This window comes from Flavobacterium sp. 25HG05S-40, assembly GCF_052654735.1.
Window position 1 is genome coordinate 1,870,178 of the sequence record NZ_CP199750.1, and the last position, 22,358, is coordinate 1,892,535.

At 35.6% G+C, this 22,358-nt stretch carries 22 protein-coding genes; 9 read left to right on the top strand and 13 right to left on the bottom strand.

Features of this window, described 5'->3' with window-relative positions; all coding sequences use genetic code 11:
* Window positions 1-31: 31 nt before the first annotated feature.
* Entirely contained in the window at window positions 32-880 is an 849-nt protein-coding gene (locus ACULEU_RS08100; protein ID WP_445452098.1) for a DUF2911 domain-containing protein, read from the bottom strand.
* Window positions 881-1,021: 141 nt separating this feature from the next.
* Here ACULEU_RS08100 and ACULEU_RS08105 point away from each other — a divergent pair, with 141 nt between their 5' ends.
* The 3 genes from ACULEU_RS08105 to ACULEU_RS08115 are packed head-to-tail and all read left to right on the top strand — an operon-like array spanning window position 1,022 to window position 3,511.
* On the top strand, window positions 1,022-1,492 hold the full coding sequence (locus ACULEU_RS08105) for an SRPBCC family protein (protein WP_445452099.1): 471 nt from the start codon (window positions 1,022-1,024) through the stop codon (window positions 1,490-1,492).
* A gap of 3 nt (window positions 1,493-1,495) precedes the next feature.
* Complete coding sequence (locus ACULEU_RS08110; RefSeq protein ID WP_445452100.1) at window positions 1,496-2,194, top strand: SDR family NAD(P)-dependent oxidoreductase; 699 nt, start codon at window positions 1,496-1,498, stop codon at window positions 2,192-2,194.
* Between the two features lie 30 nt (window positions 2,195-2,224).
* A complete protein-coding gene (locus tag ACULEU_RS08115; protein WP_445452101.1) occupies window positions 2,225-3,511 on the top strand; it encodes a cryptochrome/photolyase family protein in 1,287 nt (428 codons plus the stop codon).
* 216 nt (window positions 3,512-3,727) lie between these two features.
* On the opposite strand, the gene ACULEU_RS08120 is transcribed toward ACULEU_RS08115, so the two are convergent.
* Together ACULEU_RS08120 and ACULEU_RS08125 are read right to left on the bottom strand one after the other, a co-directional pair.
* Complete coding sequence (locus ACULEU_RS08120; RefSeq protein ID WP_445452102.1) at window positions 3,728-4,384, bottom strand: HAD family hydrolase; 657 nt, start codon at window positions 4,382-4,384, stop codon at window positions 3,728-3,730.
* A 135-nt stretch (window positions 4,385-4,519) separates the two neighbouring features.
* Complete coding sequence (locus ACULEU_RS08125) at window positions 4,520-5,239, bottom strand: tRNA threonylcarbamoyladenosine dehydratase (protein WP_445452103.1); 720 nt, start codon at window positions 5,237-5,239, stop codon at window positions 4,520-4,522.
* A gap of 183 nt (window positions 5,240-5,422) precedes the next feature.
* Here ACULEU_RS08125 and ACULEU_RS08130 point away from each other — a divergent pair, with 183 nt between their 5' ends.
* Both ACULEU_RS08130 and ACULEU_RS08135 read left to right on the top strand, forming a co-directional pair.
* The gene (locus ACULEU_RS08130; protein WP_445452104.1) at window positions 5,423-5,965 is read left to right on the top strand and encodes a hypothetical protein; all 543 of its coding nucleotides are present in this window, start codon (window positions 5,423-5,425) and stop codon (window positions 5,963-5,965) included.
* A gap of 328 nt (window positions 5,966-6,293) precedes the next feature.
* Window positions 6,294-6,602, top strand: a complete 309-nt coding sequence (locus ACULEU_RS08135; RefSeq protein WP_445452105.1) for a hypothetical protein — start codon at window positions 6,294-6,296, stop codon at window positions 6,600-6,602.
* Between the two features lie 349 nt (window positions 6,603-6,951).
* On the opposite strand, the gene ACULEU_RS08140 is transcribed toward ACULEU_RS08135, so the two are convergent.
* The 10 genes from ACULEU_RS08140 to ACULEU_RS08185 form a co-directional block, all read right to left on the bottom strand.
* A complete protein-coding gene (locus tag ACULEU_RS08140) occupies window positions 6,952-9,456 on the bottom strand; it encodes a T9SS type A sorting domain-containing protein (protein ID WP_445452106.1) in 2,505 nt (834 codons plus the stop codon).
* 686 nt (window positions 9,457-10,142) lie between these two features.
* Window positions 10,143-10,643 (bottom strand): hypothetical protein, encoded by a 501-nt coding sequence (locus ACULEU_RS08145; protein ID WP_445452107.1) that lies wholly within the window; start codon window positions 10,641-10,643, stop codon window positions 10,143-10,145.
* A 154-nt stretch (window positions 10,644-10,797) separates the two neighbouring features.
* Entirely contained in the window at window positions 10,798-11,586 is a 789-nt protein-coding gene (locus ACULEU_RS08150; protein ID WP_445452108.1) for a PhzF family phenazine biosynthesis protein, read from the bottom strand.
* A 77-nt stretch (window positions 11,587-11,663) separates the two neighbouring features.
* On the bottom strand, window positions 11,664-12,272 hold the full coding sequence (locus ACULEU_RS08155) for a short chain dehydrogenase (protein WP_445452109.1): 609 nt from the start codon (window positions 12,270-12,272) through the stop codon (window positions 11,664-11,666).
* A gap of 75 nt (window positions 12,273-12,347) precedes the next feature.
* Window positions 12,348-12,923 (bottom strand): Crp/Fnr family transcriptional regulator, encoded by a 576-nt coding sequence (locus tag ACULEU_RS08160; RefSeq protein ID WP_445452110.1) that lies wholly within the window; start codon window positions 12,921-12,923, stop codon window positions 12,348-12,350.
* A 172-nt stretch (window positions 12,924-13,095) separates the two neighbouring features.
* Window positions 13,096-13,863: an MBL fold metallo-hydrolase gene (locus tag ACULEU_RS08165; protein WP_445452111.1), complete on the bottom strand. Its 768-nt coding sequence runs from the start codon at window positions 13,861-13,863 to the stop codon at window positions 13,096-13,098.
* 73 nt (window positions 13,864-13,936) lie between these two features.
* Entirely contained in the window at window positions 13,937-14,509 is a 573-nt protein-coding gene (locus tag ACULEU_RS08170) for a Crp/Fnr family transcriptional regulator (protein WP_445452112.1), read from the bottom strand.
* 177 nt (window positions 14,510-14,686) lie between these two features.
* Window positions 14,687-15,118, bottom strand: coding sequence for a hypothetical protein (locus ACULEU_RS08175; protein ID WP_445452113.1), 432 nt, complete (start codon window positions 15,116-15,118; stop codon window positions 14,687-14,689).
* A gap of 278 nt (window positions 15,119-15,396) precedes the next feature.
* On the bottom strand, window positions 15,397-16,044 hold the full coding sequence (locus ACULEU_RS08180) for a TatD family hydrolase (protein ID WP_445452114.1): 648 nt from the start codon (window positions 16,042-16,044) through the stop codon (window positions 15,397-15,399).
* Window positions 16,044-16,643 (bottom strand): DUF1684 domain-containing protein, encoded by a 600-nt coding sequence (locus ACULEU_RS08185; RefSeq protein ID WP_445452115.1) that lies wholly within the window; start codon window positions 16,641-16,643, stop codon window positions 16,044-16,046. The genes ACULEU_RS08180 and ACULEU_RS08185 overlap by 1 nt, the downstream gene beginning before the upstream one ends.
* Before the next feature lie 301 nt (window positions 16,644-16,944).
* Between ACULEU_RS08185 and ACULEU_RS08190 the strand changes: the two genes are divergently transcribed.
* The 4 genes from ACULEU_RS08190 (at window position 16,945) to ACULEU_RS08205 (ending at window position 22,350) form a co-directional block, all read left to right on the top strand.
* On the top strand, window positions 16,945-18,192 hold the full coding sequence (locus ACULEU_RS08190; protein ID WP_445452116.1) for an MDR family MFS transporter: 1,248 nt from the start codon (window positions 16,945-16,947) through the stop codon (window positions 18,190-18,192).
* A 114-nt stretch (window positions 18,193-18,306) separates the two neighbouring features.
* On the top strand, window positions 18,307-18,666 hold the full coding sequence (locus ACULEU_RS08195) for a BlaI/MecI/CopY family transcriptional regulator (RefSeq protein WP_445452117.1): 360 nt from the start codon (window positions 18,307-18,309) through the stop codon (window positions 18,664-18,666).
* A gap of 6 nt (window positions 18,667-18,672) precedes the next feature.
* Window positions 18,673-20,445 carry a M56 family metallopeptidase gene (locus tag ACULEU_RS08200; protein ID WP_445452118.1) on the top strand — a complete coding sequence of 591 codons (1,773 nt, stop codon included), beginning with the start codon at window positions 18,673-18,675 and terminating at the stop codon, window positions 20,443-20,445.
* Window positions 20,446-20,457: 12 nt separating this feature from the next.
* Window positions 20,458-22,350, top strand: coding sequence for a M56 family metallopeptidase (locus ACULEU_RS08205; RefSeq protein WP_445452119.1), 1,893 nt, complete (start codon window positions 20,458-20,460; stop codon window positions 22,348-22,350).
* Window positions 22,351-22,358: the final 8 nt, after the last annotated feature.

Here is a 22,358-nt window from a genome sequence, read left to right on the forward strand (position 1 = left end):
TCGTGGTTTAATCAATTGTGGGAAATTGAAATTATTTTTTACTCCAGTCTTTTATGCTGTCGTTGTTCATTTTTACATAATCAGCATTCTTAGCCTTTTCTGCTCCAGCCAAAGATAATTTTGCAGTAGCAATAGCTCCGGCTTTATCTCCAAGTTTTGCTTGTATCAAAGACTTTTGACGTAAATGCCAAAATGGAACTTCATCTTTTGCTAAGGTAGTCGCTTTATTGATATACTCCAAAGCTTTATTCATATCGCCGTTAGACTGATAAAAATATTGAGCAGCCGAAAAATAATCTCCGGCTGTTGGACCAGCCAATACTTTTTCAATACTAGCTAAAGCAGCTTTGTGAGTAGGAACGGTAAACTTAACCGAAACCAATGTTTTCTCCCAAGAAATATCAAGTGTCGCACTATCGTTGGTAATATTATTGATTCCAATTGTCAACGATTCTACATTGTTCCCTAAAGCAATTGGATCTACATTGGTTACCAAAGCAGCTTTATTCACATCCCAATTATCTGGCGTTCCCCAATTATCAGTGTCAGTGTAGAAAATTACTTCCCACATATCTGCTTTTGGCGTTGTGAATATAGCATATTTTCCTTTTTTCAATGTAGTACCATTAATGACTACATCTTCGCTAAATGTAACCGTGGAATTCAAATTGGCACCCGTTCTCCATAATTTTCCAAACGGAACTAAATCGCCGAAAATAGCTCTTCCTTTAGAACTTGGTCTCGAATAATCTATGGTGACATCAGTCAAGCCAACAACCTGTGTTAAAGTGGCGTGTGGACTTGGAGCTGGAGTTTTCACCTGGGCATTAAGTACATAAGAGGCAATAATAGATGTTAAAACAAAAATAATTTTTTTCATAAAGAGTTTTTTTTAGAAGTTGCCCAAATTTACAAATTGTAACTAGTACTGAATGTTAAGAATAACTTAAATAATTGTTTATGTTTAATCATAATGTGAAATTGTTAAACAAAATATATACCTTTACAAAAAAAATAGTCCATGAAAATTTATACACTTCATACGAAACAAAATATTCCAATTAGCATAGAAGAAGCTTGGGAGTTTTTATCGAATCCGAAAAATTTAGCCGTAATAACGCCCGAAAGTATGTCGTTCAAAACACTTTCCGGTGCTGACAGAGAAATTTATGCCGGACAAATCATTCAATACATTGTAACGCCTCTATTGGGAATTCCAATGAAATGGGTAACTGAAATTACACACGTGGTAGACCAAAAATATTTTGTGGATGAGCAACGTTTTGGTCCTTATGCGTTATGGCATCACAAACATTTCCTAAAAGAGATTCCAGGTGGCGTTGAAATGGAGGATATTGTTGATTACAAAGTCCCAATGGGAATTTTAGGCCAAATGGTGCATCCCTTTTTAGTGAAACCAAAACTTGAGGAAATCTTTGAATACCGTAGAAAAAAATTAATAGCTCTTTTTGGAGAATACAAACAATCGTAAAACATGAAAAACATACTTATCATTGGAGGTTCGTACGGAATTGGATTCGAACTCGCCAAGACATTGCAAAATGAAAATAACGTTTTTGTAGCTTCTAGAACTCATGAAAATCTCAATGGTTTAAACATAACTCATATTCCTTTTGATGCCCTTACAGATACTATCGATGGAGCACAACTTCCAAGTGTTATTGATGGTTTGATTTATTGTCCAGGAACCATTAACCTACGTCCGTTTAAAGGATTGAAGTTGGAAACCTTTGAAAGTGATATGCAACTCAATTTCTTTTCGATGATAAAAGTGCTGCAAGGCGTTTTACCTCAACTAACAGCTTCGAAGCAATCCAGTATCGTTTTATTTAGTTCGGTTGCTGCCACTACAGGGATGCCGTTTCATACAAGCGTTGCCGCATCTAAAGGTGCTATCGAAGGTTTTGCTAAAGCACTGGCTGCCGAATATGCACCAAAAATTAGAGTCAACATAATTGCACCCTCATTAACCGACACGCCTTTGGCCGACAAATTTTTGAATAATGAGGATAAAAGAGAAAAATCGGCACAACGACATCCGCTAAAAAGAGTCGGAACACCTAACGATATGGCGCAAATGGCCAGCTTCTTGCTCGATGACAAAAGTTCGTGGATTAGTGGTCAGGTATTTCATGTTGACGGAGGCATGTCCACTTTGCTGGTAAATGCTTAGAATTGTTTACTTTGCCCAAAATTATATAAGATGACTATTTTCTGGTTCCGACGTGATTTGCGCTTGTATGACAATACAGGCTTATTCCATGCGCTAAACAGTGGCGATGAAGTGCTTCCTATTTTTATTTTTGATGAATCTATTTTGGCGCAATTGCCGAAAGACGATGCTCGCGTTACCTTTATTCATCAGCAATTAGAAAACATTCAACTGCAATTGCAAGCCATCGGAAAGTCACTAGCCGTCTTTCACGGGAATCCGTTAGACGTTTTTAAACAATTAATAAAAGAAAATCAGGTTCAGAGCGTCTATACCAATCACGATTACGAACCTTACGCACGAAAACGTGATTTAGAAATCTATCATCTATTTAAAGAGCATAACGTCGAATTCAAGACGAGTAAAGATCAGGTTATTTTCGAAAAAAATGAAGTTGTCAAAGATGATGGTACTCCGTATGTAGTCTACACACCTTATTCTAATAAGTGGAAAGATAACTTTAGAAAAACTAGTTTAATTCATTATAATTCAGAAGACTATTTATATAAATTAAAAAAACACTGTTATCCATTTTTAAGCCTAAAGGATATTGGTTTTATCCCATCAGCAATAAAGGTTACACCCTACAATATTTCCGATGCCTTAATTGACAATTACGAAGCCACCCGAAACTTTCCGGCCATGAATAAGACCTCTTTTCTGGGAATCTATTTGCGCTTTGGTGCGGTTTCTATTCGAAAAATGGTGGCCAAAGCCTTAGAAAGCAAAAATGAAACATTTCTGAAAGAATTGATTTGGCGCGAGTTTTTTATGCAGATACTATGGCATTTCCCACATACGGTAAATAGCGGTTTCCGACCTAAGTATGATGCTATCCTTTGGGACAATAATGAGCTTTTGTTTAAAAAATGGTGTGAAGGCAAAACGGGCTATCCATTTGTAGATGCCGGAATGCGGGAGTTAAATTCCACCGGACACATGCATAATCGCGTCCGGATGATTGTTGCGAGCTTTTTATGCAAACATTTACTGATCGATTGGCGTTGGGGCGAAACGTATTTTGCCACCAAACTGCTCGATTACGAACAAGCAAGCAATGTCGGAAACTGGCAATGGGCCGCAGGAAGTGGTGTCGATGCTGCTCCTTATTTTAGAATATTCAATCCTACAGAACAAAATAAGAAGTTTGACAAAGATTTAGTGTACATCAAAAAATGGATTCCGGAGTTCGGAACCGACGCCTATCCTAAGCCAATAGTTGACCATAAAGAAGCTCGGGAACGTTGTCTGAAAGTATACAAGCAAGCAGTTGGCTAAAATTAATACTTTCGTAACTACTAGTATTACCGATGCTTTTAACCTAACTTTATCATTCACACAAAATTTTTTTAAATAAAAAAAATGTTGTAGGTATGGGAGTGATGCCAATTAGATTAACCTCTTGATCTATAACTTATCTTCTAGAAAAATAGTTTTCTAAGACGCACCTTTCTGCAAAATCTTATCCCAAATAGTAACAAAAGTTGCCTCCAATTACCTCAAATTCAAAATGGTATCAAAAGACAATTCCTGAAAATCTGTGATGACTTTATCCGCAAGGGAATAATCCTGCATCTTTGAATGAAAACTGTCATAACCCACACAATAAATTCCGGCAGCTTTCGCAGCTTTGATTCCGTTCGTACTGTCTTCGATAACAATGCAGTTTTGGATGGGTGTTCCCGAAATAAAAGCGGCGTGTTCAAATATCGCCGGATGCGGTTTCGATTTAGGAAAGTCTTCACCCGAAACAATATGAGAAAAGTACTGATGCAGCCCAAACCTATTGAAAACACGATTAATAGTAACTTTAGCAGATGAAGAAGCCAATACTAATTGCATCCCATTTGAGTGCAAATCTTTGATCAAATCTTCCACACCCTCTAACAAAAACAAATCTTCCTTGCGGTCAAAAGCATCATTAAACAGATTGCGTTTGGTTGCCACCAAATCCTGTACCTCATCAGTCAAATTAAATTCGGCTTTCAATCGTTCAAAGATATTCTTGGTCGAGTTCCCAGTAAACGAAGCGTATATTTCGGGTGTAATCGTTATCCCTAATTGTTGAAAGTGCTGATTATAGGCAAAATGGTGTACCGGTTCAGTATCAACTATGACACCATCCATATCAAATAGTACTGTTTGTATCACGTTATGCGTTTTTAGAAGATTGGATTAAAAAATAAAATATCGGCGTAAACAAGACTGTAAAAACTAAGCAAAATAGCATGCCAATCCTAACAGTTAAGGGTATTCGTATTTTTGGATTAGAAGGGTTACCCATTACTAGTTTTCTTTTTTCAACAAGTATTTAATTACGGTCTCCGCCGCATATAAACCAAACAGACCAGGCATATAACTGTTAGTGCCGTAAAATGAGCGTTTAAAATTAGTGCCATCAGTCATTTTGAGACTGCTGGCATCTTGAATTTCTGTAGAGTACACGACTTTCAGTTTGTCAATTTTGACTTTCTTCAGGCGCTTTCTGATGGTTTTGGCCAAATGACAATTCGTGGTGTTTTTGATACAAGCCACTTTAACTTTAGAAGCTTCCATTTTTCCTCCTGCTCCCATACTCGAAATTACTTTTACGCGTTTTCGTTTGCAGGCAATAATTAAGTTTAGTTTCGGAGTAACACTGTCAATGCAATCGAGCACATAGTCAAACTCCGGTGTCACGATTTCCAATGATCGTTCGGGTGAAAGGAACTCTTCAATTCGGGTTAACTTCAATTCCGGATTAATATCCATCAATCGGTCGCCAACCACTTGTACTTTAGGCATGCCCACGGTCGAATGTAATGCAGGTAATTGTCGATTAATATTCGTAATATCGACCACATCACCATCTACAATAGTCATATTCCCCACTCCGGCACGCGCCAAAAACTCGGCCGCAAACGATCCTACGCCTCCAAGACCAACGACCAAAACATTGGCATTGGTTAAATTATGTAACCCTTTTTCTTTAAATAAAAGTGCTGCTCTTTCCTGCCACTTTGCCATTTGAAATAGTATTTAGAAGCCGCAAAAATAAAGAAAATTAAGGAATAATTAGGGTATAAAGTAGCTGTATTGATATGCTGATAAAAGCGCTACCCGCGACAGTTACATTTTTTTTTAATCACAAATCAAAAAGAAGTTTTACATTTGAAACTACTGGTGCAAGCAATCCCTAAATACTATAAAATGACGGAAAAAGATTTTATCAAATATTGTTGGTACTTTACAGCTACTGTAACAATAGCAGTTTGGTCGCTGTTGGTTTGGGATTATTTTCATGGCGGTGTTCCGAGTCATCATTTGTTGCAAAGGGAAGACTTACCCGAATTTTCTAATTGGCTTGGAGGTATCTTGATTCCATTACTTACTTGGTTTTTATTGTATAGAATCCAAAAGAGAATCACTAAAGAGCGTACCGTTTTCAAGTTTCCGAGACCAATACTGTATGCGTTCCTAGGCGCTTTGGCTTTTGGCATAGCACTTTCGACCTCATTCACACTGGGCTATACCGGTATACCTTTCTATCTGCTGATAACACTGCTGATAAGTGCTTTGTTTTACCCCATTTACAGAGCGGAATGTTTTCTCGGATTTGTATTAGGCATGACCTATACTTTTGGCGGTGTACTACCTATACTTATCATAAGCATTTTAAGTTTGATAGGTGCACTACTCTATTTATTGTTGAGACCTGCAGTACTTTTTATCTATAAAAAACTTACTAAGTAGCTAACTTTAAAAAAAGAGTAAAAGTAGCGTTGTTTTTTCTGCTTATAAAACAAAAACCTACTGCCTGCAGGATGGCTGTTTGCTCCGTACCGATGTAATGCGTTCGGTTTTCTTGTTAATACTGTCACTTTTCTTTATCTACCTTTCAGTTTTTCATTCGGCAACCACTACTATTCCGTTACTAGAACCCCATACTCTTTTGACTGGAACCACTTTCTTTTAAATGGTATTCCATTTCAATACGATGGATATCAATTTCAGGTTGATGGGAGTTGATTTCAAACTGATGGTAACCAATTTCAGACTGATGGAAGTAAATTTCTGAGTGATGGGAATCAATATCAGAATGATGGTCGGCGATTTCAGAGTGATGGTAACCAATTTCAGACAGATGGAAGTCGATTTCAGACTGATGGTAACCAATTTCAGACTGATGGAAGTCGATTTCAGAGTGATGGTAATTGATTTCAGAGCAATGGGAATCAATTTCAGAGTGATGGGAGTTGATTTCAGCGTGACTGGAAACAATTTCAATGCGATGGAAACTAATATTCTCTATTCCTTAACGGATATTGCCTTTTTAAATTGGAGTTTTCTTACTGGTTTTGTCTTGCAGACTATAAGGGTTATCGTTTAGGAGAAGACTGAGGTATAGCGTGTGTTAGCAGTAGTTGCATTTCTCATATTAGTCTAGTTTCTTATTTTTAGTTTATATGGCCAATGGTTTGCTACAAAATTGTTGAAAGAAAATTGTCGTATTGTATTTAAGATTGGATCAATTACTTCCTTTTCATTCCCAACAATTTCATGTATCAGTTTTTCCTTCTCATCATCATCATCAATATCTTCCATTTCAAAAATATTCAGTGAGACATTTTCATTTTATTGGAACATTCAAGGCATCTGATGCGTCAAAGTCTAAATGGAAGTTTTTATGATGAAACGGATTATAAATATTTGTTTTAGAGATTCGAGTGAGAGCTGTGTTATTGTTTTATTATTTTTTTAGTTTCAATAAGATCATTTTCATCTTGAGTAGTCAGAAAGTACAAACCATTAGGGTAAATAGAGAAATCTAGCTGGTTGGTGTTTGCATAAATTGCCACTGTTTTACCACTGATGTCTGTGACTTTCATAGTTTTCACAGATTTGTTTAAGAGTAAAACGTCTTTTACTGGATTAGGATAAAAGTGTATTCGGTTATTTAAATGATGATTTTCCGTTGATAATGTATTTTCACCCGCCAAACGAATGGCAGAAAAAGAGGTTACTCCTTTGTAATGAAAGAAACTTCCGCCAACCCAAATTTTACCATTGGGCTGGATAACAATGTCGTTACATTCACCATTGGAAAAGCCACCTGTATAAGAATCATATTGTCCGTTTATATCAAAAGAAGTATCGAGTACACCATTTGTATTGAGACGCACGATTCTATTTTGATATGTGTTTCCCATAGTATAAAATGATCCGCCTGCAATAATTTCACCATTTTGTTGTAGTGCAATTGTATTAACAAATCCGGTTCCAAAAAAGCCTGGTGTTACTGAAAAATTTCCATCATGAGTTCCATCAGTATTTATACGCGTTAATATGCCTACATAGTTATTGTTATATCTACCTGTTGAAGTTGCTACATATATTTTGCCATCGGCCTGTATTGCAATATCATGTACAACATCAGCCGGTGAGCTGTCAAAACCTTCTCCTATTTGAAATGTTGTGTCTTTTGTACCATCTGCATTAAGACGAACAATAGCCTTTTGAGACAGCCCGTTGAAGGTAATATAATTTCCGCCTATAATAATTTTACCATCTGATTGTAATGCGATGTCAGTTATCCTACCATCAAATGCATTTTCAATTATAAAGCTAGTATCCTTAGTGCCATCAGCATTTAGACGAATACAATAATTTTGCTGCTGGCCGTTGAACTGCGTAAAGTTGCCGCCGATTAGAATTTTCCCATCAGTTTGTAACGCGATTGTCTTGACATACTCATTAAAACCACTGCTTATGTTGAATGATGTATCTTTAGTTCCGTTACTGTTTAAGCGAATAAGATAATTTGCAGGCTGGCTGTTGTATTGGGTAAACTTACCGCCTACCAGTAATTTTCCGTCGGGCTGAGTCGTAATTATTTTAACGGAATTGTTAAATCCTGTTCCTATAGTAAATGAGTTGTCTTTGCTGCCATCATCATTAACACGGATTATTTTATTTTGTGTTATTCCATCAAAAGTAGAAAAATCGCCACCCATCAGTGTCTTTCCGTCTGATTGCAATGCTATGGAAGACACCTTTTCATTAAGTCCTGCATTTAAATTAAATGTGGTGTCGAGCTGGCCGTCTGTGGTTAGCCTGGCGATACCGTTTTTTGATACACCACCAAATGCAATCATAAATCCACCTATCAGTATTTTTCCATCAGACTGCAACTTGAGGCAACTTAAACTTTCAGTGGGCTGTCTTCCTTCAAAAGTATCATTTGCACTACCGTCATTATTGATACTTAGGATGGCACGCCTCTGTCCATCTACCGTAAAATTCCCTAGCACTACCATGCTTCCGTCTGGTCGCAGGGCAATTTTTGAAACAACGAGACTAGTTAAACCCAAATTAAAGGAGTTATCTACACTACCGTCTGAATTAAGTCTAAGCAACCTACCACTATATCCATTCCATTGGGCAAAGGCACCACCAATAAGTATTTTTCCGTTTGGTTGCACCACAATATCTAACAAGGAATTGCTGCCTGTAGCACCTGTGCCTATGTCAAATGAGGTATCTTTCGTTCCGTCGGTATTAAAGCGTATCAGCATACCTTGTGGGATTGAATTAAAAGCAGCAAAATAGCCTCCTGCTAATATTTTCCCATCTGGTTGTATAACTACTTTGTAAACTGCTGATGCGGCACTTGGAAAGCCAATTGGTCCTGTGTCAAAGGTATTGTCTACTGAACCATCTGTTTTTAAACGAAGAACATATCTTTGTGCATGTCCGTTGATTGAATATCCCAGATTTCCACAAACAACAATTTTGCCATCCGACTGCAACGCAATTGATCTTACCGAACCTATGTTTGAATTACTAAATGTGTCGTCTTTACTTCCATCTGAATTTAATCTAATAAAGCTACCAGTATAGACATTATTCATTGTACTAAAATTTCCACCCACCAAAATTTTACCATCCGATTGTATGGCGATATCATATATTACGCCTTCACTATTCAATGGAATTACTGAAAAAGTTGTATCAATACTTCCATCTGGGTTAAAACGGCACATACGCCCTTCCCAGTCTGAACCATTTGAGCCCAAAATAAAATTACCTGCGGCTATAATTTTACCATCTGATTGTACAGCAACAGCTTGTACTTGGGAAAACCCAACAAAACCAGTACCTATAACTAAGTCTATATCAGCTGAATTTTGTGCGTTAAGAATAACGCTAAACAATAATAAAAAGTAAAGTAGTCTTTTTTTCATAATTAATAACTCGCTTAAGTGGATAAGAAAAACAAATAATTATAAGTAAATATATACATTATTTTAATAAATTTACCAGAGACCTTTCGGCTAAGATGAACTTTTGTGCATTATTTTCTACAGCATATTTTATTCCGTATTAGAAATTTCTCTTTCTTTTGATAGATTTAATTCACTTTTGCTAATACTATTTTCTATTACATAAAAACGAATTTGGTCGTAAATTAAACATAAATTAAGAGAACAAAATAGTGCTGAAGCTAATCGTATAATTATAAGTTGTGAGTTTTTGTGCGATTACTGCTAACGTATCGCCGCTTAGCGAAGTGGCGTCTTTTTAAGAATTTGTTCTAGAGATACACAAAATATCAACTTAATAATTTACTGCTATAAAAACAATGCCAGCCCACATGCTGGTTGTATCAAACCGATGTTATCCAATGGTATTAAAGTCAACTTGAGTGCACAAACTTTGCCAGTTGCTACTTCAGATTTCGGCTTCGCTTGTGACCAAACAAACTTTTTCAAATACTATAACATTATAAAATTAAAGCGGAGTTTTCAAAACGACGCATCTATTTACGGAGTATAAGACCTTAAAGTCTGATCCCGATAGCTATAGGTATTGTGGAGCGGGGCGCATCAAAGAAAAACCTGCTATTTCTTCAGTCGGCTACTAAGCGTAATTACTTATTCAATTTAAAGAGATTTTCTAAAAAAATTATCTTTTCATCTTCGCTCCAATTATTTGTATAAACCAGAAGATTTAAAAAATTACTTTTAGACGAACCAAATAGAAATACATTATCGAGTTTCTTGTCATTATACTTCCAAATTATATACTCTAATTCAGTATTTTCTTTGAGGAGTGCTGTTTTGAATTTATTTTCCTTGTAGTAGTCAGAATCCCAAGTGTAAAATAATTTTACGTTTTCAAAATCTGAAACATTGCTTTTAAAAAAAGAATATGCTTTTTTAGGATTTTGAGCGATGGCGATAATTACTCCATCTTTATTTTTTAGATACGTTTGACCAGAGTCATCCATTTTATTTAATTGCTCCCAATTCCCTGGAATTTTTACTACTCCGGTATTTGTATTTACTTTAGAGTAATTCGAACTATCTTGACAAAAAATAAAATTTGGCAAGAAAACAATCATAACAAACATCAATTTTAATCTTTTCATATTTTGATTTTTATAATTACACTCAATCTACAACGCTTTTGGTAAAGGTGATAATTTAACGTTTTGCTGTAAAGATATGTGAAATTCGACTAAGTAGTTTCCCGCTAAGAAAGATAAAAACAGCTATTGTAACAAACTGCTTTTGGAGCTAGTTTTATTCTATCCAAAAATTCCCAACAGAATAGGTTTTTGCTGTTCCGCTAATAATAACTCGGTCTCCTTGGTCTTCACAATATAGTTTTCCCATTCGTTCCGAAACTTGTTGCCCATGAAGTACTTTTTTGTCAAGTCTTTTCGACCAAAATGGCACCAAAGAACAATGAGCAGAACCTGTTACAGGATCTTCTAAAATGGAAGCTTGTGGTGTAAAAAAACGAGAAACAAAATCACATTCATCTCCAATTGCTGTTACAATTACTCCGCCTGGATCAAGGTTGATTTGGTCAAATAACTGTCGGTCAATTTTTATGTTTCTGATTTCTGTTTCGTTTTCATATACCAAAACATAATCTCTAGATTTCAAAATTTCCTTAGGTTGGATATTTAAAGATTTTGAAATTGTCTCGGGTAAAGTATCTGCAATAGGCATTCTTGCTGGGAAGTCCATTTTGTATAGTCCATCTTCAACTTTAACAATTAAGTCGCCACTTACTGTTTCGAAAACAATTTCATCTTTTTTGTAATCTAAAATTGTCTTTAAGCAATGTGCTGTTGCAAGTGTGGCGTGACCGCACAAATCCATTTCAATTTCTGGCGTAAACCATCGCAAATGGATTTTTTCTCCTTTATCCACAAAAAAAGCGGTTTCTGCAACGGCATTTTCTTTAGTTATTTTCAACAAAATGTCGTCTGATAACCAATTGTCAAGAGGCACCACACAAGCAGGATTTCCACCAAAAACGGTATCTGTAAATGCGTCAATTTGGTAAAGTTTTAATTCCATTTTTCTTTTTATTTTATAATAAACAGCATATAGTCAATTTCTTTTTTGAAAAGACTATATGCTGTAATTTTTGTTAATTATGCATCAACAAGTATCACTTGACCAGTAATAAATCCATCAACCGAGCGCTCAAACGCTTTACCAACCAATGCACTTGGTACAGGTTGAAATCCTGGCATCATATCGCCGTAAACATCCCAAGCCTCCGCTAAAACTGTTGGATTTACTGAATTTACACGAATACCTCTTGGCATTTCGAAGGCTACACATTTTACAAAGGTATCAATGGCACCACTTGTAGTTGCATCTGCAATAGCAAAAGGAATAGGCTTTAAATTTAGTATACCTGTAATAAGCGTAAAGGAACCTTTATCAGCAATGTATTCCTGACCTATTCTAACAATATTGATTTGCCCCATCATTTTACTCATTACTGTATTCATCCATTGCGCTTCAGTCATTTCCACGAAGGTTGCATATTCACATACGCCAACTGTATTCACAACTGCATCAAAGTGGCCAACCTCCTTGAATAATTTTCTCAAAGATTCTTCACTGGTAATGTCAACTTGGTAGTCGCAACCGTCTTTTGAACGACCAGCTGTAATCACTTTGTGTTTTCCTAAACCTGTAAGTGCTGCTTTTCCCATTTTCCCATTAGCACCTATTAAAATTACTGTTTTCATATATTTAATTATTTTTAATTGAAGTGCAAAATTACACTCCTGCCCTACTAAGAACGTAGGACATTTGTCTAAAAATTAAATCGATGCTCTTATTCTACTTAAATGTCTTTGAGTAATTCCAAGATAGGAAGCTATGTAGTGAAGTGGAATTTGTTGCACAAATTGTGGATAGTTGTTTATCAAATCTACATATCGTTTTTGGGCGTTGGATTTTTGATGATTAAATATCCATTTTTCGAGTTCAACATATTCTTTTTCAGCAATTATTTTTAAAAAATTCAACCATTTATTGTTTGATTCCGCAAGGTTTTCTAATTCTTTTTTTGAAATTGAAATTATTTCAGAATCGGTTAAAGCTTGTAAATTTTCTTCTGATTTATTCTGTGTAATAAATGAAGAATAAGCCACTAATAATGTATTAGGAAAGGTAAAACAATAGGTTATTTCTTCGTCATTATTAGAATAATAAAATGATCTAAAAATACCAAAATTCACGAAGGAAAGCGTGGTACAGATTTCATCTTGTTTAATGAAAAAATCTCCTTTTTTTATCGTAGAAATAGTCGCTAAACTTATAAATTCATTTATTTCACTATCTGTAAATAAATTGAATTGTTTTAAGTATTCCAACAGTTGATTTTTCTCTAACATAGTACTTGTTTTAAGCTTTAATTCTATAATTCGTATTTATATTTTGCTGCTTTGCAAAATTAGCAATTACAAGTGTAGAATTTTAAATCCCTTTCAAATCATTGATGATATAAAAAAAATATGACATTGATTTACTGGCTATTTTTCTATAAAATCATTTGTACTTAGTTTATCAATACACTTTACTTTCTCCATCATTTGGAATAAAAACCTTGTCAGAAAGTCCAATTTTTGAAACTTCTGCTTCTAATTGTTTTCTTGTTGTCGGGCAATGATTTACAGCTTCTAAATGATTGGCGATTACTTTGTTTGGTGCGTTTTTAACGAATTTTAAAATGTCGTCTATTCGCATTAGTAAAGGCTGAAAAAGATCTAATTGCGCTGTTCCGCAAGCTGCAACGGCAATATCGGGTTTCAATTGTATCAAGACTTTGTGAACGTCATAGGTATAAATGGTGTCCGCACTTAAGTAAATTGTTTTTTCATTGGGTAATTCGATGTAAAAGCCCATTACATTTCCCATTGGTTTTGCAATAAATCCGTACCCATGAACTGCAGGAATACCTTGAATTTTTCCGCCTAAAAAAGAACTTTCTTTCCAATATTCAACTGTTTGGGAAACATTTAATCCTTTCTTCCTTAAAGTAGCTTCGTCTTTTATGCTACAAATAACAGGAATTTGTTTAGAGCGAAGAAAATGCTCCGCTTCCTTGTCTAAATGATCCGGATGGAGATGCGTTACTAAGCAATGTGTAGCTTTTTCAACGATATCCATTGCATTGCTTGGTAAATCTATAATAGGATTTCGTTGTGGCTTGAATCGGAAAAGTGTAAAAGTTGGTCCAGCGGTTCCTTTTTTTCCAAGAATTGGGTCAACTAAAATGACTTTATCTGCTGTTTCGATGATCATAGTTGCGTTGCGCAAATGATGTACTTTCATTATTCTGTATTTTAAATTGAAAGTACAAAGTTGCTCAATGCTACAATTGATTCCAATGATTGAAATCAATAAATTAAATTCTTTTTCTAATTCTACTCAATGTTTCGGGCGTAATTCCCAAATAGGAAGCAATATGGTATTGCGGAATTTGAAGTAACCAATCCGGTTTGGTCTTGATAACATCGAGATATAACTCTTCCGCTGTGTTTACAAATTGGTTAAATTCTGAGGCTTCTTTAGTAACAACGATTCGTTGGAAAATAGTTTCAATAAATTGTTTTCCGCATTGGTATTGGTTGGTAAAAGTCAGAAATGTTTCTTTGGATAAAACCCTCAAATCTACATCCGTCAAACATTCTTGATTTTTTTTTGTTTGTGTGCTATTAGTAAACGAAGAAAAGTCGGTTGTAAAACCTGCATCTGTATAAAAATTGATGTTTTTTTCTCTATCGTTGGTGGCATAATATTCCCGAATGATACCTTGGTCTAAAAATCGAAGTTCGTTTTCGGTATCGCCGCTTTTTAGAATAGTTTGCCCCTTTTTGTATGATTTAATTACAAAAGTATTTACAAATTCTTCTAAACCTTCTTTATTAAAAGGAAACTCATTACTAAAAAATAAAGATAATTTGTCGGTTTCTGTCATTGTTATTATTAGAGTTGATTTTCTGGTTTTTGATATGTATTTCTGCCAACGTTCCGCTGCATCACGCAGAAGCGGCAACTTTATAGTTATTTGTAAATATAAACAATTTTGCTTTTGAGTAGTTTCCGGCTAAGAACAACTAAACCAGCCATTGCGCCACACGGCTGTTAGTGGCTGTTATGATTCTTCTCTTTTGAATAGCATTGTATCTTCACTTGTTTTTCCAGTGAATTTTTTTGGACGCTTTGAGTTTTCATCTTTGTTATTTCTGATTTCTATTGTATTTTCATCTATAAATCTAATAATTGATTTAACCCGATGTGTTTCTACTCCAGTATCTTTTTCAGATAGGACAAAATCTATTTGTAGAGGATTTTTTGAATAATCTATTTCATACTTATACATGTAGTTTTTCCCTTTTAATGTAAAGTTTTCACCGCCATAAGTTTCTTTTTGTTCTATAAAAACTACAAAATTGTTTTTGTCAAGAATAATACTTGCTGTATTTCCATGATTGTTTATTCCAGACCATTTTCCGAAATGTTTATTTTCTTGAGCGAAACTAATAGAAGCAGTGAGAAAAACTATTAGATAAATTATATGTTTCATTTTCAATTTTTGTTTCCGGTTTTGGGGAATAATAGCCACTAACGAGCAGATATGTATAATAACTTACCTACCTCTGCTAATATACAAATTGGATTACATAACAACTCCAACGATGATTAAATCTCGGAGTCATATACCCTAAAAACTCATTGACAAGAGATTTAAAAGTAAACCAAAACAACAAGCTACAAAAACTTGAAAAGCGAGTTTACATTCATTTGCCTTAAACATTCTAGAAGAAAACGATAGCAAATTTATTTTATCTATACGAACGAAGCCTATATTCCAAAAACGTGGTTCCAATTGGCTGCAACGGTTGACTTCATTTCAGTCATGGACATCATTTTATAATCTGCTGCAAGAGCATAGACTTCGTTGAGCGATTCCTCGATAGTATCTGTTTCGAGAAAGAAACGGTCGTTGGGAATCGATTGAAAAACTTCTTTCAATTCGGGATTTCGCAATAAATATTTTCCAAAGGAAAGATAAAAACCAGCATCCAGTAATTGCTGTGCAACCTGCTCGTTTTTAGAAAAGCCGTGGATGATCATGGGCACTGAAATATTCTTTTGCTTCTTAAGAGCCAAAAGCTCGTCAAAAGCCGCGACCAAATGCAGTACCAAAGGCTTTTGATATTTTTCGGACAAATCGATTTGTTTCTCATAAACTTCTATCTGTAACGCCATAGGTACTTCAATGCGCTTGTCTAATCCACATTCACCCAAGGCAAGACATTCTTTGAGTGCGAGTTTCTCCTCTATCAGTTTTAAATCACTTTCCAAGCGTTCTTTGCTGATATACCAGGGATGAATTCCTATAGAATAAAGCGGAATCGAGGCATCAAACTCCCACGGATACTGATTCACCAAGGCTACGGTATCAGCATCTTGCGTTACTTTGTGGGTATGTAAATTATAGCATGGCATCAGTCGTGGAATTTCATTACACCAGCTCTTATTTCGATATCCAAGTCATTTTCTAAAGGCACAAGCGGACAAGAATATTTCGAGTTATAAGCACAATACGGGTTATAAGCCTTGTTAAAATCGATAATAATAGTATCGCCTTTTGGAATCTTCAAGTCAATGTATCGACCACCAATATAGCTTTGCTTCCCACAGGTCAAATCAGAGAACGGCAAAAAAAGATAATCCGCATAGCCTTCTTTCTTAATCAAATCGATGTTTTGAAAGACATTCAGTCGCAACGCTTTTCCATCGATACTAAAATGGAGTTCGCCATATTTGACATATTCCGGTAACCGTGTACCCGTAGTTTTCATCTTAAATACTTTGGCATCTGGTGTTCGGATAAATTGAGCATTCACGATGTACTTTTCGTTGATAGGATAAAAATCGAGTCCCTTAAAGGTTTTGAAATCAGCATCCGTAAGCGGACTTTCAGCACGATCGGCATATTCCCTATCCAAATTTTCCTGAAAAGCTTTAGAAGTTTCAAAAGGCACTTCCTGAGCCAATAGCAAAAAGCTGTGAAACACTAAAACAAAAGAAAGTAGTTTTTTCATAAAACTGTTTTCAACAAAAATAGGGTAAAAAATAGAAAGGAAGTTGGTATTTGATGATTTGAAAATTGAAAGATAGAAGTTGGAAGTTGGAAGATACTTATATGTCTATTGTCTATTATCTATTATCTATTATCTATTAGTCTATTATCTATTATCTATTATCTATTATCTATTATCTATTATCTATTATCTATTATCTATTATCTATTAGTCTATTATCTATTAGTCTATTATCTATTAGTCTATTCCCCATCCTCTAGTCCTAAAAACTTTGTAACTTTGTTTCATCAATCAAAAATCAATGCTAAAAGCCGCTTCACAACGCTACATCAATAATTTCAGAGGGTTTTCGAGAGAAATATGGATACTCACACTCATTACTTTTATCAACCGCGCTGGGACGATGGTCTTGCCTTTCTTATCAAAGTATTTAAAGGAAGATTTGCATTTTTCGTATAGCGAAGTGGGTTGGATTATGGTGTGCTTCGGATTCGGTTCTATACTTGGTTCTTGGCTTGGCGGGAAACTTTCGGATAAGATTGGTTTTTACAAAATCATGATTTTTAGTTTATTGGTCAGTGGACTGATGCTTTTTGCCATACAGTTTGTTACTAGTTTTGTCGGTCTTTGTATTGGTATGTTTTTGATTATGGTGGTTGCTGACATGTATCGCCCTGCCATGTTTGTATCGCTTGGCGCGTATGCTACTCCCGAAAATAGAACCCGTGCCCTGACCTTAGTGCGTTTAGCTATTAATCTTGGTTTTGCAGCCGGACCTGCATTTGGAGGCTTAATCATCATGAGTGTCGGATATGCCGGATTGTTTTGGATTGACGGTGCCACTTGTATCATCGCCATTCTGATCTTTTGGCTCAAAGTAAAAGAAAAGAAAAAAACAGCCTTTAGAGACAAGGAGCATCCTGGAGAAATATTGACTGACTCTGTTTTTAAAGACAGACCATTCTGGGTTTTCTTATTCAGCTGTCTGGTTTCAGGAATACTGTTCTTTCAAGTATTTACCACGATTCCACTCTATCACAAAGAGCAATTTAACTTGACCGAATTTCAAACTGGTATTTTACTTACGATGAATGGACTCATTATCTTTTTTATGGAAATGCCTTTGGTGAGTTATATCGAACGTCATAAAATCAGTAAAGTCAAAGTGGTTGCCGTGGGCTGCTTGCTGATGGCGATAAGTTTATTCCTGATGCTCATCAACACTTGGGCAGGCATATTAGTCATCATGATGCTGTTTATGACTTTTGGCGAAATGTTTGCGTTTCCGTTCTCTAATTCCGTTGCACTGAGTCGAGCACCAAAAGGACATGAAGGACGCTATATGGCCATTTATACCATGAGCTTCAGTTTAGCGCACATCCTCAGCGCCAAAGTGGGCATGGGAATTATTGATTATTATAGCAAACCTTACGGCAGTGCATATGCTTACCAAATGAACTGGCTGTTTATGGGAATTTTGGGCCTACTCGGAACGCTTTCGGGAATTTGGGTTTTCAAACTTATTCAGAAAGAAAATAAAACACTGTAATTCAATATTTTACAATCATATTCCTCTTGGTTACGAAAAAAATAGTTAAATAACTATAAAAATAGTTGTGTAACTAAAAATATAGTTGTACGTTTGATTTCAAATTAAACTACTATGCAAAAGTTAACGAACAAGGAAGAGGAAATCATGCAAATTTTATGGAAGCTAAAAAAAGCTTTCGTAAAAGAGGTCATGGCTGAAATTACAGAAGAACAGCCGCACTACAACACACTATCCACTATCATAAGAAATTTGGAAGAAAAAGGTTTTGTTTCACACAATGCCTTTGGAAACACGCATCAGTACTTCCCTATTATCAAAATGGAAGAGTACAGAAAGCGCTTTATGAAAACAGCAATTGATACGTATTTTAATAGCTCTTATAAAAATATGGTGTCATTCTTTGCAGAAGATGAAAAAATTTCTGCAGATGAATTAAGAGAGATTTTGGCGATTATTGAGAACAAAAAATAATAAAGTATGGAAACAGTATTCCTTTATCTATTAAAATCAAGTGGATTGATCGCTGTGTTTTATTTGGCGTATCATTTCTTGGTACGAAAAGAAACCTTTTTCAATAGCAATCGCTGGTTTTTATTAAGTGGATTACTGACCTCGCTCCTATTGCCTTTGTATTTTTTAGAGAAAACTATTTGGATAACCCGACCTAAAATTGCCGTTCAAAACGTTCCGGTTCTGACTCAACAACCGATTACCATAATAAAAAATATTCCTGCTGTTGAAGCATTTGATTGGATGCAATTTATTTGGATTAGTTATCTCATCATTGCGTGTACTCTAGTGGTTAAAATTGTGCTTAATTTGATTTCACTGTATCGAATGCTTCACAAACAGCAAATTGTTAAAGACAAGCAATTTAAAGTAGTTAATCTAAATGATAACATAGCGCCATTTTCGTTCTTTAACTATATTGTATGCAACGCCGATTTGTATTCGAGTGAAGAGCTTAAAAGCATCTTTTTACACGAGAAGATACACAGTCGCGAAAAGCATTCGATAGACGTTTTGGTTGCCGAATCACTTTGTGCTGTCTTTTGGTTTAATCCGTTTATGTGGCTCTACAAAAAAGCCATTACCCAAAACCTAGAATATATTGCCGATCAAAAAGCCATTCAGCAACTAGCGGATAAAAAATCGTACCAACATGCCTTACTCAAAGTAGTTTCTAATCAAAACTGCCTCCCTATTACCAATCATTTTTATCAATCATTAATCAAAAAACGAATCGTTATGCTCAACAAAAATCAATCCCGCAGCACTAGTTATGTAAAGTTTGCCGTTGTTATTCCGGTACTTATTGCCTTTGTATTATTGTTTCAGGTGAAAGTAATCGCCCGAGACAAATTTGCCTCCGAAGTCATCCGAACGGCTTCAAAATCCAATCTTACCGTAGAGGTTATTCCGCTTTGCGAAACCACACCCTCAGTAAATGAATCCGATGTAGCGTATATCTTCGATAAAATTTCGTCAGACAACGAAATTAAAAGTAATGTAAAAGACCTAAAAGACAGTCATAACATCGACTTAACGGTATCGAAATTAAAAAGAAATAGTAATGGTGAAATCATTGCTGTCAAAATGACCTTTAACGATAATAAAGGGAATGTTGGGAAGGTAGAACAAGACCGAACCATTCCTATACGTCCTATTTTCTTTAAAGTCAGTAAAACTCCAGACGGTAAAAACAGCATCGGCTTCTATGACAACCCGGAAATGATAGTAAAGCCTGCAGACCCTATTCTTGAAAATAAAATCGTAACCATTGAATCTATTAAAGACGACGCGCTGATTTATGTAGATGGCGACCGATACGACAAAGAATTCTTAAATGAGTTGGACCCAAAAGGATTAGAAAAAATTGAAATCTTAAAAGATCCTGTTTCCTTACAACAATATGGAGCACAAGACAAAGGAGAAGTAGTTGTAATAACGACCAACTGGACAACTAAACCAGCAGTGCCAAAACAAAATGCGCCTAGTATTTTTACCCTTGAAAACGGTGATGAAGTGGTAGTATTTGACCGATTCAACATGAAAATTCCCGGCTATCCTGCGGTTCAATTTACCGATAGTTTTCCTATTTTAATCTTCAATGGCGCACAGCAAAAAAATCCCAGACTTGCCTTAGAAAGTATGAATCTTTCCAAAATCAAAAATATCAAAGTAGTTACTGAAAATGACATGGATGTTAAAGGAAAGCCTATTTATAAAATGATTGTTTCAACAAAGTAAAACAAACCAGCTATGGATGCGATAGTAATTTACCTGCTAAAATCGAGTGCCTTGATTATGGTTTTCTATCTTGCGTATCATTTTTTGGTACGAAAGGAAACCTTTTTCAATAGTAATCGTTGGTTTCTCTTAAGTGGTTTATTCACGTCGCTTCTCTTGCCATTTTTTGTCATTACAAAAATTGTAATGGTAGAAAAGCCGAAATACACTCAAGAGGATTTGGTTGCCTATTCTCAAACAACGACAACAATAGTAAAGGAAGTTCCTATGCCGGAGCCTTTTGATTGGATGCAGTTTATCTGCATGAGTTACACTATTATAGCTTGCATATTAGTAGTTAAAATATTGTTGAATTTCACTTCCTTATTCCGACTCATCTATAAACATCAAGTAATTCAAAATGAAAAATTTAAACTAATTAACCTAAATGATAACATAGCCCCTTTTTCATTCTTTAATTATATTGTTTTTAATGCTGATTTGTATTCGAAGGAAGAATTGGAAAGCATTCTATTACACGAAAAAATTCACAGTCAGGAGCGCCATTCGATAGATGTTTTGGTAGCCAAGTCTTTCTGTGTCCTTTTTTGGTTCAATCCCTTTGTATGGCTTTATAAAAAAGCAATCACTCAAAATTTGGAATACATAGCCGACCAAAAAGCGATGGCACAACTCGAAGACAAAAAATCCTACCAACGTACTTTAGTAAAAGTAGTTTCTAATCAAAGCTGCTTATCATTAACCAATAATTTTTATCAATCATTAATCAAAAAACGAATCATCATGTTAAACAAAAATCAATCGCATAAAAGAAACTCTTGGAAGTACGCCATCATTCTTCCTGCCTTACTGGCCTTTGTCATTTTATTTCAGATTAAAATCATTGCGCAGGAAAAAGAAACCGGAAACTATACTAAGAGCTTACAGAACAACAACTCAGTACGAGTAGTAGTCGATAAGAACTCGACTGATGCCGAATTGAAAGCGTATGCTTCCCAAATGAAAGATAAAGGAATTACCTTAAAATACTCGAAAGTTAAAAGAAACAGTAGCGGAGAAATCACTGGAATTAAGTTAGAATTCAAGGATAAAGAGGGTAATAAAGGCGTTTCTCATGTAGAAGGCAATGAGCCTATAAAACCAATCCAATTCTATAAAAATGGTAGCGGTATAGGTTTTAGACAACCAAAACAGTTGCGTGTTTACGCCGCCAATAGTAACAATCAAGACCCTGATGCACCTGTAGCTATAACCGTTGACGACAGTATTGATGTTGCCGGTAACTTTAATTTCAATTTTGATATGGATTTTGATGTTCCAGAAGTTCCAGAAATTCCAGAATTACCGGAAGTTGCAGAAGCTCCAGAGGCTCCGGAGGCACCAGAAGTTCCAGAAGTTCCAGAAGTTCCAGAAGTTCCAGAAGTACGTTCGCGGAAAAACTCTCAAAAATCGCATGTAGTTATCAAAACTGACGGGAATAAAAAACCGGTAGTAATCATCAACGGTAAAGTACTTTCTGATGATAAAGAAATCGAAGAAGCGATAAAAAAATATGGCGCCGGTAAAGGACGAAATTTTAGCTTCTCCTCTTCTTCTGATGGCGAGGAACAACAAATTTTTATCAACGGACAGGACATCATGAAGATTAAGTCGGAAGCCATGGCCAATGCCAACATCCAAATGAAGAAAATGCGTCCCATGATGCAAAAACAAATGGAAGTTGCAAGAGCAGGTATGGCAAAAGCCCGAGCAGCGCTAGACGAGTCAAGACCCGAAATGGAAGCTGCCAAAGCTGAGATGAGAAGAGCTAAAGACGAAATGATCAAAGCAAAAGTCGAAATGCAGGCCGCAAAAGCCGAGTATGAAAAAGCCAAAGCTGACCTCAATAAAGACGGCAAAAAATAGTTAAAAAA